Here is a 14,042-nt window from a genome sequence, read left to right as displayed (position 1 = left end):
CTGACGCGCGTTCCTGTTCGAGAACGGCCACGAGCACCGGTACGTCGCGGACTTGCGCGTGGCCGCCACGTTCGGTTGCGTCCTCGGTGCGGTTCCCATCCCGGCCGCCCGGTTCGACCGACGGCGCCGGCGCGCTCCGAACACGTCGGCTCGTCGAAGCGAGATCGACAGGACCGGCTGCAGCGCGCATGGTTCCCTCGAGGGGCTCTGACAAAAATGCCGCCCTTCGATCGCATCGGATACCGTACCGCAAAATCACCGCGGTATAATGTGACCGGAAGACACCCGCTTCGCCACCGTATTGCCCGCTGAATACCTGGTTGGCCGCGGCCTCGCAGTCTGAGGAATTTCCAAGACGTGAAAGACAGACTTCCTATCGAGTGCTTCCTCCGCCAAGAGCAGGGCGGTCTTCTCCTTTTGCCCGGCGAGAGAGTCACTCCTGACATCGACCCCTTCATCTGCGCCGCGCAGTCCACCGACGGTCTCTCGGGCGTCGCGAGGCAGGTCGTACCCGGAAACCCCGCAGCGTTCATCCTGAGCCTGCTCCAGCGACACGTCCGCCAGATCCTCATGACGTTGCTCAACGGCCATGATCTCGGATTCGATGGACGACCGCCACGGTCAGACGGGAGAATGGACCGCTACGCACTCCGTATCGACGATATGCGCGCGATGCTGAGAAGCCTCCGCGAATCTGGCATTTCCGCGGGCGCACCCGTGGAGCGGGCCCTCGCCGAACTCGCACAGGAGCCCGGCGACCCTACGATCGAAGACTTAGCCCGGTTCGTCAGCGCGCATTATCGCCATCTCGGCGATCTCGTGCGGGCGGTACGACCTCAAGTCCGACGTGTCACCGTTACGCTGCCGCGGACACTGCAGCCCGATAAGTATGCCCGGAAGGACGAAGCCTATCGCTCAGCCGTCGCGGAACTCACCCTATGGGCACGGTCGGATCTGGCATGGGCCTTCGAGCACCTGAGCGTCTTCGGGAGCATGGCGACGTTGGACTACGTGCGAGGTTCGTCCGACATCGATCTGTTCGGTATTCTCAAGCGTGAAGTGGTCGATTCGCCTGATGCCATCTTGAGACTGCGAAAATCTTTGAAAAATCTGTGGCCGTTTCTGTACAGGACGGATCCACTTCAGCACCATGGAATTTTGATCTTCGGTCCAGCCGATATCGATTTCTACTCCCAGGCTGATTTCCCCCTCGTCGTTCTGAAATACGCCCTGACTATGGTCGGTGAGGGAGGCCGGAAGATCGTCGTCTCAGAGCGCGACTCCGCGTTCGAGCGTCTTTATGCTTACAATACCGTGCGCCAATATTTTCGCTCTCTCGCTTTCCATGGTGTGCCCCATACCGCCTTTCACTACAAACTCTTTGTCAATACGTTCTTGCTTTTTCCAGCATTCGCTCTTCAGATTGACGGAAAATATCGATACAAGAAATACACATTCGGGCCGTTTCTCCGCGCGCTTCCGCGCGACTGCGCCGATGTGCTTCGCAGGGCGATGGCCGTTTGGTCCCAGAATCTCTACGGGAACGCGGAGCATCTCGGAGACGGAGAGGACGGTCTGGCCTTCCATCTCCGCGCCCGGGCCCAACAGCCCTCCCCTCAATTGCTGGAACATCTCGGGCCGGATTTCGCCGGACAAGTCTTGAACGTTTGCGAAGCCTTCGAGGTGAAGCGGTCGGGCGAATCGAGTTGGCGGGCGTGCATGGCCCGCCGGGCCGGGTCGACTTGGCTCTGGCGAAATCCACCACAGGCGCACAGCCGCGGAGAATATGACGAGGCCCGATCGAATTTGGCGCGCTCGGTCGAGGCACGGCTACCGAATGCCGAACTCATCGAGTTCGGATCGGTCAGGAACCCTGGCATCTCGGATATCGACGTCATCCTCGCCGTCGGCAGGCACGATGCGCTCTCCCCGCTGGAGGATCTCGAGGATTATCCAGGTCAATCGCCGCAACCCCCGAACACGCTGTTCTTCCATCCGCCGTCGATTATCGTGTCCAGAGACGAAGTTGATGGACTAAAGGATCTCTATCCAATCTTTCCGAGAAGCGCACCTGGAGCAGGGAGCGGAGATCTCACGCTCAGCCCGCCGGACAACGATCTGCTGATCGTCAGTCTGGCTGAAATGGCGTGCCATTATTTCTGGACCTGGAACAGGATTTCTTTGATATCGCGGAACGTCGATGTCCGTCTGATGTTGTTGACGCTCGGAGGGCTCAAGCACTCGTTCCGATGCTTGCGGGCATCGGGATTGTCCGACCGGTCGTGGGACTCGTTCGAGCTCGCCATCGACGATCTTCGGGAGAGCTGGTTCGCGTCGGAGGAAACGAATCGACGGACGCGGCTCCTGCAGCTTACGATCGATAGTTTGACCGTTACGGGCAGTATTCTGGCGGCGTTGGCCGCACAGCTCCCAGAACTCGTCGACGCGACGACGGCGCTGCCGGAGGATCTTCCGTCGGGGAGCGTGGTCGCGGCACTCTATCGAAACCATTATTTCGTAACTGGGTGGTGCCCCACCACCGCGTTGCGTGTCGGCATGCTGCGCGAAGCTCGCACTGCCGAGCGGGCGCTCATCTTGCCCGCCGAGTTCGCCGCTCTCCTGGCTTACTATCAGAATTTCGACACGCCGTTGGGCCGATTCTTGCGCGCTAATTTTCAGCACAAATTTGTCGCCGGAAAAATAAAGGTTGCGGGAAAAGTTGAGCGGCGACGCGTCAAACTCGAGGGTCATCTGCAATGGTTGGCTGATCGAGGAGCCACCTGGGGTGGGGTTCCACATTGGCCGATCAATCCATCGAGGCCGGAGGTTGAGAGCGCGAACATCAGTCCCGAGCGCATAGTCTCGAACATGGTCGGGCATGGTGGAATGTGGTTCGATATCTCTGATGCATTCAGGACTATCGATCAAGCAAGGATCGTCCGCGCGAACGCGAGCGCGTTGTATGAGCGCGGAGATTACGCCGGCGTCCTGGCTTTGACCGAGAGTGGCGCGCCGGAGTACCGATGTGACGGTCAGCTCAACTATCTTCGCAGCCTGTCGTTGAGCCGACTCGGCCACGCCCTGCCTGAATGTATCGATGTCATGGATCGCGCGATCGCGCTCGGGAGTGACCCGTTCTGGTCACATTATCAGCGCGCATGCCTGAAGGTTAAAGTCGACGACATCGACGGAGCCATTGAGGATCTGATGCGGGCGGACGCGCTCTCTCCGGATGTCCCGATCGTTCAGGATCTGCTTCAATCCCTGCGTCAGCCCCCGTCGCCGACCGTCCTCCCGACCTGAGCGGCGGACGCCTCGGCCCGCCTCCCGGAGGTCGGGGCGCCTCTCTCGACCATCGGATCGCCGCTGCCTATCGCTTCAGTCGCGCGAGCCGCGGCGACAATGCTCCCGGCCAGCGCAAGCCTATGTCGCATGTCCGGCGCGGCTATGAAGGAACGCCTCCACTTTCGCGAACTGCGCCGGCCAGTTCAATTCCGCTTCCGTCGCGGCCCGGCATCGCTCGACCATCGCCTCGTACGCGCTCGAACCGTAGAGATCCTGCGCTCGAAGAAGCGCTGCCGTGAACGCAGCCGGCGTCCAGTCCTCCATGAGAATCCCGCAGCCGTACTTGCGGATGATGCGGGCGCATTGAGGGTGTGGCGCCGCGATGGGCGGAACGCCGCGGGCGATGCTTTGGAAAAATTTGTTCGGTGACGCGTATATCTGATTGATATTGCTCGGGCGCCACATGACGAGCGAGTAGGCGTAATCGTTGTAGATCGCGTCCAGGTCGGACATCGTCAGAACGCCGCGATAGGCGACCGAACTGCCGCTGAGCCCCACAAACAGGTCGCGCATTGCCTGAGTCGCGAGGATGCCGAATGCATCCACTTTGATCGCCAACTTGGACGCGTCCGCGAGGTAGTGCGAGAGCGTGTCCTCGCAGATCGACCCGGCGTGAAGAATCCGGAAGTCGCTCGCCGCGCGCGGGCGCGAGAACCGTTCGAGGGAAACGTTCAGCAATTCCAGCGTCGGAACAGTCTCCCAACCGAGCCACTTGAGATCGAACCCGGCGCGATCGATCTCGGGCACACAGATGAGGTCGATCCATGGATGAAACATGCGGTTCAACTGGATCAGCGACCCGCCGCTGGCCGAGCGTTGATACTCGATGTTCTCGAGCATGTAGTAAATGACGAGGGGGGGCTTCCGGGGGAGCCGTAGCACGGCAGGCAGGCTCGACCCGCTCGTCACGATGACGATGTCCGGATCGTAATCGCGAAGCCATCGATGATTTTGGATATTGTAATCGATGTGGTGCAACTCGCCATGGGCGGGCATCCTGGTGGCGGTTCGCCGGATCTTCAGCCCCTCGCGCTCCAGCAGGCCGCGCTTGCCTTTGACGTCCGGTTCGATGAGCCAGCACTCGTCGGCCCGGTAGAATTGCGCCAGTGAGGTTGTCAGATACTCCAGCTGGGGCGAACCGTAGCCGACCGAGGTGTCGAACACGGCGGCGATCCGTGGCGGCCGGCCCGGAAAAGTCTGGTCCCCCGCGCTCGGGCCGGACTCGAATGGTGTTGCCATCTGATTCACCAATCGGCTCCTGTAAAGCGCGCGTGGTCGGAAGGCTCGGTTGCGGGGAACGGGAGTTCCAACAATTCGATCAGTCGCTGCGGATCGTGCCGCTGCGCCCAGATCGGCTGGATCGCTTCAGCGCTGGCGGCGTAGGTCCCGTAATCGCGCTTCAACCTGAGCACCGCAGCCGCCAACTCGTTCCTGGACGCCGCTTCATCATCGGAGGAGAAGTAGACGACGCCGCCGGCGGTCTCCGGGAGCGGACGGCCGCCCCGCCGGACGAAGGTGATGGTGAAGTCTCGCAACTCGTGGTGCTCGAAGCCGAACGCGTTGTAGATCCCGAACCAGATGGCGCGCGCGGCCCGTGGGACACGGGCGAGCAGCGAGAAGGTCGAAGCCGTGCTTCCTCCGAGAACCCGCTTGACCATCGCGATCTCGCGTCCGTTCTCGAAGTTGTCTTGGTACGAGATGTCGAACTGCGTGAAAACGTGCCGGAAATTCGGGTCCGGCCGATAGGTGATCCAGATATAGTCGGACTCGTCGGGAATCTCGAAATGCGCGCAAGCGAGTGCGCCGCGCGAGATCGGCACGCGGCCGGAAGGCGCCGACATCGGCGCGGTCTGATTGCCGATCAGGCGGTGGAAGGCGGGCTGCGCCATCGCGGTGCGGTCCGTTCGCGCGATGAGCGTCTCGTGCTGACCGTACGTGAGGGCGTCGCACTCGGCGGACATCCACGTCCCGGTCGGAACGATCACCGGGATACCCCCCGCCAACGCCTCGCTGAAGATGCCCGACGACCGGGCGATGTAGTCGGCACGGCGATAGGGGATCAGGATCGCGTCCGACTTGAGCAACTCGCGCGCGTAATCCCGGGAATTGAGCGGCCCCTCGATCAGGGTCACACGGTCGCGCGACGCGCTGCGCAGGCGGGCTGCCGCCGTCAAGCAGGCCGGTTCCGGGTAGTCCGAGGTGTAATAGACCTGCGATTTCAGGATCAGGGCCGGCGCGGTGCGGTCCGCCTCGGTCGCGCGCATCAGGTCCGGGAGATGGTGGAAGCCCTTTTCCTCGCGGGCGTCCCCGAGATAGGCGAGCACGAGTGGCCGATCCGGCGGAAGGATCCTCTTGCGGAGCTCGAGAGGTTCCAGATGTTCGGCCGCGCTGCGGGCGTAGCTGGCATAGGCGGCCTCGATGTTCCGAAGCGGCGTGATCCAGGAATGGCGAAAGTCGCCGACGAGCTCCGGCAAGATCAGACCACCTGGCAGAGCGGGGACGGTGCGACCCGCCTTCAGCCAGACGGCTTCCGCCGCGCGGATCTCGATGGCCGCCGGCTGGCTGAAATTGCACAGCGACAGCGACAGGCGCGCGGCTCCCGCAGGCACGGGCAGCACGACGGACAGGTCCTCGTCTTCGCCACCGACCAGAGCGAGATCGTGGCGTCCCTCCGAATGTCCCGACGCTTCGCCCGACGTGAAGAACGCGATCAGGTGCAGCGGTCCCTCGGAATTGACGCCGGGTGACCGCCGCATGACGAGGCGCACCGTGTCGGCCCCGGTCGCGACGGCGAGATCGACGGTCGTCGCCGCCCCGTCCTCGACGACCAGTCGATCCGACGCCGCGACCGCTGCCGACACGCCGGTCGCGAAATCGTATCGGTTCCACGACGCGGCGGGCAATGCCGCCCGCGATAGGGTTCTCGCGTCGGAGAGCGCCTGATCGTGGAAGTTGCGGGCGTCCCGTGTGCGGATCCGGGCAAGCCAGCTGTTGGCTGTGACGACGACGGGGCGGCCGCGTTCACCGGCCTGGAGGGCCAAGCGGACGTAGTTGTCGCGCCACGTGCCGAAGACGATGGTCGAGAACCGGTCCGCATCGATGCGGTCGACCTGATCGGGGAGTATGAACTGGACCTCGACGGCTCCGTGGTGATCGTCGAGACCTGAGACTTCGAACTCGTACAGGCACTGCTCGCCGCGAATGACCACATTGACGACGACGGGTACCGACAGATCCTGCGCGGCCGCGCGAAGCTGCTCTAGGAACAGGCGGGCCTGCTGCACGTCGTGCGCTTCGTAGATGATCAGCGTCGGACGCCGGTCTCCATCTTCGGAGGGCGCGTCGCCGGACCGGGTGCGGCCGACCATATCGACCGGCACTGGCCCGGTCAGGAAATCCGTGCTGCCCAGAAGATTGTACTGATGCGTCAGCGCCGGCGTGTCCGTGTAGAACCGGATGCGGGTGCGCCGACGCGCGTCTCCCAGGAGAGCGAGAGCCGTGCGGCTCGCGTGGATGTCCCATTCCTGGCTGTCGAAATTGCCCGGATAGCCGGAGTAGACATTGCGACGGAGAATGACGTGGTGGCTGGGCGCCGCTGCGCCGGACTCCCTGTCGAGGACGCTCTTCAGGCCGCGCAACTCGAAATAGTTGATCGTCGGGTAGAGGAAGAGGTCGTTCTCCGTCGGCCGGACGGATTCCATGACCCGGCACAGCGCCTGGTCGAACGCCGCGGCCTTGTGCGCCATATCGGTCAGGTCATGCAACGCTCCGACATCGCGGGCCTGCCGGTCGGACAGGATGGCGTTTCGCGCCGCCGCGCTGGCGAGCGCGCGCTCGAGGGGAGCTTTCCCCTTGAGGGATGTGAGCGCCGCGCGGATGGCTTCCCGAAGCGCGGTATAGGATTGCGCGCGCTCCTCCGCCGACCAATCTTCCGGGGGCGTCGTGCTGTTCCGCCGGGCGAGATCCTCGCGCAGGTAGAGATCGACCAGAGGCCTGATCTCCGACAGGGACTTGATGCGATCCAGTGCGCGGCCCGTGGGCGGGTAGGAGCGATTGTAGTGCTGGAACTCCCCGAGATCTCCGGCCGCGGCCCACAGGAGACCGAGCGAAGAATATTTGAGTCTTAGATAACTACGGTCGTCCTCGGTGAAGGTCGGAGCCGACGACTCCTCCCCCCGGAGCTTGCGGCCCCAGAAGCCGTATTGAAAGACCGGGAGAACGTCCCAGCCCTCGGGAATGTCCGCGCGGCACGCCTCATTGACGGCGAGGATCGGCTGAAAGCCGCGCTGCGCCGCCGCGTTGAGAACCATCCTGGCATATTCGAGGTAGTGGCCGCCGTCTCTGACGATGTTGGGATCGCATAGGACAAGTCGATTCGCCATGGCGGACCTTTGAGTCGGAGATTCTGGTGCTTCCGCTGCGCTACGCGGCGGCCGCGAGGTGTTTCGCCAGCGATCGTGACGGTGAAGGATGCCGCCAGGCGCCCGATCGGGAGCGATTGCGCCGACACGATCATCGGGCTGCAATCTGCGCCTGTCGCGCGATCGTAGCTGCCCGCGCAGTGCCGGCCGCGCTACCTTGCTCACTTCGTTCGTCGGCGCATCGAGAGCGCCACCGCTGCACGATCAATCCGGTCGGTCCCTGGCGTGTCTCGGCTCCGATGTCGGGCGCGCTAGAGGTGGCCTTCTGGGCGCTCGCCGCCTCGCGCGCTCCCGATCAAGAGGTCGCGCACCGCCTCGACGATGCGCGCCGACGCCTTGCCGTCCCCGTAGGGCGAGCCACCTCGGGCCATGGTCTCGTAGTGGCTCCGATCGTGGAGCAGCTGATCGGTTTCCGCCACGATCGCTTGCGTGTCCGTGCCGATCAGGCGGGCGACCCCCGCTTCGACCGCCTCCGGCCGCTCCGTCGCCTGTCTCAGGACAAGGACAGGCTTCGCGAGCGCGGGCGCCTCTTCTTGGACACCGCCGGAATCCGTGAGGATCAGGTAGGCTGCGTTCATGGCCTCGACGAAGGCGACATAGCCGAGCGGATCCACCAGCCGCACGCGCTCCTTGCCGCCGAACCGGCCCCGCACGATCTCGGTCACGTTGGGATTGGGGTGTACCGGCCAGAGCACTTCGACATCGGGATTGGTGTCGACGATCGTCTCGATAGCCGTGCAGATGTCACCGATGGGCTGTCCAAAATTCTCGCGCCGATGGACCGTGACGAGGATAAGTTTGCGCTGCGGTGAGTCCGCGTTCGGAGTGCGTTCTGTCTTCGCGGACGTGTGCAGGAGCGAATCGATAACGGTGTTTCCGGTTACGAAAATCCGGCCTTCGTCGACGCCCTCGCTGAGGAGATTCCGTCTCGCGCTCTCCGTCGGTGCGAAATGCAGCCGCGCGATCCTGCTCGTGACGACGCGGTTGAATTCTTCCGGAAACGGATTGTCCAGATCGAAGGTTCGTAGGCCCGCCTCGACGTGCCCGAACGGGATTCGCCGGTAGAACGCCGCCGTGGCGGCGGCCAGAACGGTCGTGGTGTCGCCTTGCGCCAGGAGAAAATCGGGTTGCGCGCGCACGATCTCGTCGTCGATGGCTGTCAGGGCCCGGGCGTTCAATTCGGAGAGCGTCTGGTTCGGCTTCATCAGGTTGAGGTCGCGATCCGGAACGACCCCGAACGCCGACAAGGTCTGGTCGAGCATCTCGCGATGTTGAGCCGTCGCCACGACATGTGTGGCGGCCCAGTCCTGGTTGCGCAGAGCGAGAATGACGGGAGCCATCTTGATGGCTTCCGGTCTCGTTCCGACAACGCACATGACGCGTTTCTGCATTCTCACGGACGTCTCTCTCGTCTTACAATCTGTTGCATTGCGATGCTATGAATTAAATTTTCAATCATTCTCACAAACGGACAACCGATCTACGATTCCGGTCATCGAAGCGTGTCATCAATATCGGCTGATGTGCTGAGACATTTCGGCTCGTGAGAGCATGGTCGATCTCCCCTTCAGGCTTCGGTTCACTCAGATCGATCGGTTCCAATGAATCGCAATTTTTGTCCGACGCTCGAGGAACATGCGCAGGCGCTTTGTTTATAGAGATCGATATTCTCGAGCGTGATTCAGCGTCGCATGGTCAGGTTGTCTCGAATTGATGCCGGATAGCTGCCAGGATGCTTAGGGCAACGGCGGACTGTCCACAACCGCTCAGCCGGAGCGGTGACGCAAGGCCCTCATCGGCGCTCACTCTTGGGGCGCCGCCGAAGTCCAGTCAATCATCTTGGTTCGAGCGTCCATGGCCGTGGTCGCGGAGCGCTGAGAGCCGGCCGGGGACAGGCGCGCGGTTCAGCGAGGGGGGCCGGTGCGGCGTCCCGATCGCGACCCCAGGACGGACTTCGGGAAGCATGGGCGCGCCTTTCCTGGGCGGACATCATCACCGCTGGGGGTGTCATGCGCCGCGTGCTCGGATGAGTCGGGCTTGGCCGTAAAAGACGACGGTTCGATGTCGGAGGCGGCCCGGGCCGGTCGATCGCTGGATCGCCCTTCGCAGGCGCAGCGCAGGGCATGACGGGTCAGCCCTTCGCGGAGGGGACGCGGGGCTGAACGAGCGCGACGGAGGCTCTCCGCCCTCGGCCTCCCGCCGATCCCGGCTGAACGACGACGCCGGAATGCGTGATCCACGAGCGGGCCCGGGGGCCTCTGCGTCCCTGGACATCGCGCGCCCCGCGCGCCGCCCGCCAATCGCGGGGACGCCCGGTCGCTGTCGGTCAGCGGGCCGGCCTCCAGTGGCCGGCCGGACAATGCTCGTGGGGGCGCTTCTTCCGCACCGACGGCCTCAGAGCCCGGCTAGCGCGCGGGCAGTTGCTGCTCCAGATGGGCGCGGAGCAGGGAATAGTGTCGGACGACCTCGTCGAGGTGGCGGGCCATGGCCGCATCGATCGGCTCCGGCCTGCTCGGACGCCGGTACGTGCCCGCGTAGAAGGCGGCATGCGCTTTCAGCTTCACGGCGATGAAGTCGAGGTCGGCCGACCACGCGGCTTCCGCCCGGACCCGTTGGAGCCGCTTCGCGATCTCGAGCCATTGCAGGTCGAGATCGATCCCGCTGCCCATCGCCTTGAACAGGTCGAACGTCGAGTCGAGGATCTCGATGGCGGTCTCTGCGGACATGGTCTGGAACCGTCAGGCCTGTGCCGCCGCGAGATCGGGGCGCACATACCAGTCATCGAACATCGAGAACTGTTGGAACCGGCGGCGGTATCCCAGGCCCGTCAGGAGATCGAAAATCTTCTCCCGCGTGTCGGCGAAATTGTGCTCGACGCTGATCAGCGCGATATCGTGACGCGAGAAATCGAAACTCTGGAGGACATCGAACTCGCCGCCTTCGACATCGATGCTCATGTAGTCGATGCACCGGGGCGCGCAGGCTTCGGACAGGAATCGATTCAAGGAGATCGTCTTCACCGGGTACTGGACACCCTGCTGGCGGAATCCGGCGTGGAAGTCGCCGTCGGCGAAGTCCTCGATGGCCGACAACTCCCCGATCTCGGTCTCGTTGAACAGCACCTCGACGCCGTCTGTCCGATAGACGCATTGGTCGCTGATGTAGCAGCTGCGATTGTTGTACAGGGCAGCGTGCCACGCGCGCGCGGGCTCCGCGAGGGCGCCCTGCCAGCCGAACGTCTTCTCCAGCAGCAGCGTGTTGCTGAGGCTCACGCCGTCGCAGGCGCCGAACTCGACGAAATACCCGTTCCGCTTCTCCTTCAGTTCGTACAGGACCCAGAGATCCTGAAGGAGCTGAGAGTTGGAGAAGAGGGCCATCTTGGTGGCGAACGACAGGAACTCGATCTCCGCGCTGACGATATGGGGCTTCGCACCCAGATTGTCCCGCAAGTTGGTCAGCGCGTTGAACACAGTCAGGAGTTCGACCGCCATCGCTCTCGGTTCCGCGTCTGTGATGTGAAGAGGAGGATACGGGAAGGCTGCGCGCAGCCTCGGATCAGCCGCGCTGCCGCTCGGAGGGGCCGCCTTTCAGGATCCGGTTCGACCCGTCGAACAGCACGGCGTGCTGGAGCGCGGCGGGCCCGTGATCCGGAACGGCGGCAGCGATCCGCCGAACGGCGAACAGGAACTGCTTGCGCCGAAACCCGTAGGGTCTCAGGCTCGTCAGCAACGCGTCGAAGAGTTTGTTCGTCGCCTCGGCGCGCGCCTCGGCCGCGGCGCGCGCCTGCACCGCTCTGTCGAGTTCGGCCCGCATGACGGCCAGCTGAATGTTCTGCTGCTGGATCTGGCGAATGTACTTCGTATCAATGTCGTGAACGAGGTTCTTCGTCATGCGGCGGCCTCGGATCCTGACGCTGGGTGGGCCGGTGACGCCGGCGGCGAACGGAGCGGAGCGCTGCGGGGCCCCGTTCCCGCTATGCCCCATGCCGGGCGCGGCGTCATCGGTCGGCCGCCGGCCGCGAGACCCGGTAGGATCGGCCCCGGGCGCGGGCGGCCGATCCGATGCGCCGAGACCGCCGGCACTCCGGCCTCACATCTGGATCTTGCTGACGACGTGCTTCACGAGGAACAGGCCGATGCTGGCCGCGGTGAGACCGAACATCAGGACGTAGAGCTGGTCGATCTGCAGTCCCGCGTAGGGGTAATAGGCCGAGCGTACCCATTCCGCCAGCTGAAGGGCCGGGTTGAATTTCATCCAGTAGTAGATCTTGTCCGGCATATAGCTCGGCAGGAACATCACGCCGCTGGAGATGTAGAGGATGATGCTGAAGAGCGCGTAGCCGATCAGCCAGCCCGGGAAGAAGCCGATGATCGCGACGTTGATCGTTCCGATGCCGATGCCCAGCACGATCGCCGCCAGATAGCCGCACATCGCCGTGAACGGGTCGGCCGGGATCGGATTGGTCCCGATCGCCACGAGGACGGAGGAGACGACGAGCAGGGCCAGAAAGCCGGTGACGATCTCGACGAGGATGCGGGCCAGGATCACGTCGAACAGTTTCACCTGCGGGTAATAGGTCAGAGGGCGGTTCATGATCACCGCCTTCATGACTTCGCGGGAGATGTACTGGAAGACCAGAACCGGCACCGCGCCCGTGGCGAAGAAGAGCGGCCGGCTGTCGCCGAGGGGGGCCGCCAGCTTCTGGAAGGTGTAGATCGCGATCAGCACGAACACGTGCACGCAGGGCCAGAGCACGACCACGCCGTAGCCCCAGATCGAGGCGCCGAAGCGCGTGCGCATGTCGCGCAGCATCAGCGCGTGCAGCACGTGCAGGTAGGACTCGACCGGGCCCTTCTGCGATTCGGGCTTCGGGAGGGCGGGCATCGATGGGACCTCTGCGTTGCGGCGCCTGTCTCGACGAGAAAATGGGCCAAAGTGCGTTGACCCGGCCCGCCCCCGGGCGCGTCAGACCGCCAGGCCGTAGTAGGCCCGCATGAGGTCAGCGGAGGCGGCGTCCGGGATCGGTTGCGCTCCAAGCCCGGATTCCGCGATGTCGATCGCCACGAGTCGGTCGTTGCAGGCGGCCGGATCGGTCATGAGCGCGCGGGGCAGGAGATGGCCGTTCGGCAGGCCGCGCAGCCGCTCGGCCGGCGCGCCGAGGTCGAAGGCCGCCACCGGCAGGCCGGTGCGCAGCGCCACGGTCAGCGCGTACGCGTAGGTCTCGGGCCAGATCGACGGCAGCAGCACGAGGTCGGCCGAGACCTGGGTGACGAGATCGACGGTCTCGTCGTCCTCCCAGTGGCGGCCGGTCTCGGCGATCTGGAGCGCCGCCCGGGCGACCCGGTCGAGGGTCGGATCGTCGGTGGAGTACCGCCCCGTCTCGGTCACGCCGGCGCGCGCCAGCCCGCCCGTCAGGGCCGGGTCCGAGTGGCCCACGATCGTGAAATGCAGCGGCAGGTCGCGGTCCCGCGCGTCGGTGGCCAAGGCCTGCAGCAGCAGGCCGCCTTCGGGGAGGCTGATGCCGCCGAGCACGGCGACGCGGCGGATTCGGCCGGGCCGCTGGAGGGCGGTCGAGCGCACCGACCGCTCCGGCTCGACATGCGGCCGCACCGTGACCGCGAGGTCCGGGTACACCGTCCGGATCCGGCCCGCCGTGTCGGAGGACGGCGCGAACACCCGCGCGGCGCCGGCCAGGAACGCCCCGAACGCCGCCCGCCGCTCGCCCGGATCCGGCTCCTCGAACCCGTCCGCGTCCACCGCCAGGCACGACCGGCACTCGGTGACCGGCGCCAGGCCGCAGTAGCGCCCGTCCGGCTGCACCAGGTGATTGCGGTGGCACACCGGCGAGTAGTCGTGCAGCGTCCACGCGTAGGGACGCCCCGACCCCGCCACCACCGCCATCAGCGCCCGCGCCGCGCCCCAGCGCAAGCCCGCCAGCGAGTGCACGTGGATCAGGACCGGCGCCAGCTGCCCGACGAACTCCGCGAGCTCCGCCGCGTCGCGCGGCAGGTACAGGCTGTCGAGGTTGGGCAGGTACAGGAACTCGGGGCCGCGATACGAGACGTGAACCTCCAGGTTGCGGGTCCGGTCGATCTGCAGCAGCACCACGCTCAGGCCCTCGGCCCGGGCCTGCGCGACCATGTCGTCGATGTGCCGCTGGATGCCCCCGCCCCAGCTGTGGGTCACGTACAGCAGCGCCCGGCCGGCGAAGTGCCGGGCCAGCCGCGCCCGGTCGAGCCGCGCCCGCCCGCGCCGGCCGGGATCGGCCTGGACGAA

General features: G+C 64.8%; 9 protein-coding genes. 1 reads left to right on the top strand and 8 read right to left on the bottom strand.

Annotated features, from left to right (window positions below; translation table 11 throughout):
• Positions 1-357: 357 nt before the first annotated feature.
• Positions 358-3,303, top strand: a complete 2,946-nt coding sequence (locus tag ACQKQD_RS10600) for a hypothetical protein (protein ID WP_427508304.1) — start codon at positions 358-360, stop codon at positions 3,301-3,303.
• 120 nt (positions 3,304-3,423) lie between these two features.
• Here the strand turns inward: ACQKQD_RS10600 and ACQKQD_RS10595 are convergent, their stop codons facing one another.
• The 8 genes from ACQKQD_RS10595 to ACQKQD_RS10560 form a co-directional block, all read right to left on the bottom strand.
• Entirely contained in the window at positions 3,424-4,593 is a 1,170-nt protein-coding gene (locus ACQKQD_RS10595; RefSeq protein ID WP_427508303.1) for a glycosyltransferase, read from the bottom strand.
• On the bottom strand, positions 4,590-7,655 hold the full coding sequence (locus ACQKQD_RS10590; protein WP_427508302.1) for a hypothetical protein: 3,066 nt from the start codon (positions 7,653-7,655) through the stop codon (positions 4,590-4,592). The genes ACQKQD_RS10595 and ACQKQD_RS10590 overlap by 4 nt, the downstream gene beginning before the upstream one ends.
• Before the next feature lie 362 nt (positions 7,656-8,017).
• On the bottom strand, positions 8,018-9,157 hold the full coding sequence (gene wecB / locus ACQKQD_RS10585; RefSeq protein ID WP_427508301.1) for a non-hydrolyzing UDP-N-acetylglucosamine 2-epimerase: 1,140 nt from the start codon (positions 9,155-9,157) through the stop codon (positions 8,018-8,020).
• A gap of 1,014 nt (positions 9,158-10,171) precedes the next feature.
• Positions 10,172-10,492 (bottom strand): hypothetical protein, encoded by a 321-nt coding sequence (locus ACQKQD_RS10580; protein ID WP_427508300.1) that lies wholly within the window; start codon positions 10,490-10,492, stop codon positions 10,172-10,174.
• Positions 10,493-10,504: 12 nt separating this feature from the next.
• A complete protein-coding gene (locus ACQKQD_RS10575; RefSeq protein WP_427508299.1) occupies positions 10,505-11,257 on the bottom strand; it encodes an FkbM family methyltransferase in 753 nt (250 codons plus the stop codon).
• Positions 11,258-11,321: 64 nt separating this feature from the next.
• Positions 11,322-11,657: a hypothetical protein gene (locus tag ACQKQD_RS10570; protein WP_427508298.1), complete on the bottom strand. Its 336-nt coding sequence runs from the start codon at positions 11,655-11,657 to the stop codon at positions 11,322-11,324.
• Between the two features lie 198 nt (positions 11,658-11,855).
• Complete coding sequence (locus ACQKQD_RS10565; protein WP_427508297.1) at positions 11,856-12,650, bottom strand: ABC transporter permease; 795 nt, start codon at positions 12,648-12,650, stop codon at positions 11,856-11,858.
• A gap of 81 nt (positions 12,651-12,731) precedes the next feature.
• On the bottom strand, positions 12,732-14,042 hold a 1,311-nt coding region (locus ACQKQD_RS10560; protein ID WP_427508296.1), incomplete at its 5' end, for a glycosyltransferase.

It is taken from the genome of Methylobacterium sp. NPDC080182 (assembly GCF_050281105.1).
Lineage (GTDB): Bacteria > Pseudomonadota > Alphaproteobacteria > Rhizobiales > Beijerinckiaceae > Methylobacterium.
This window is presented reverse-complemented; position numbering and strand designations above follow the sequence as displayed.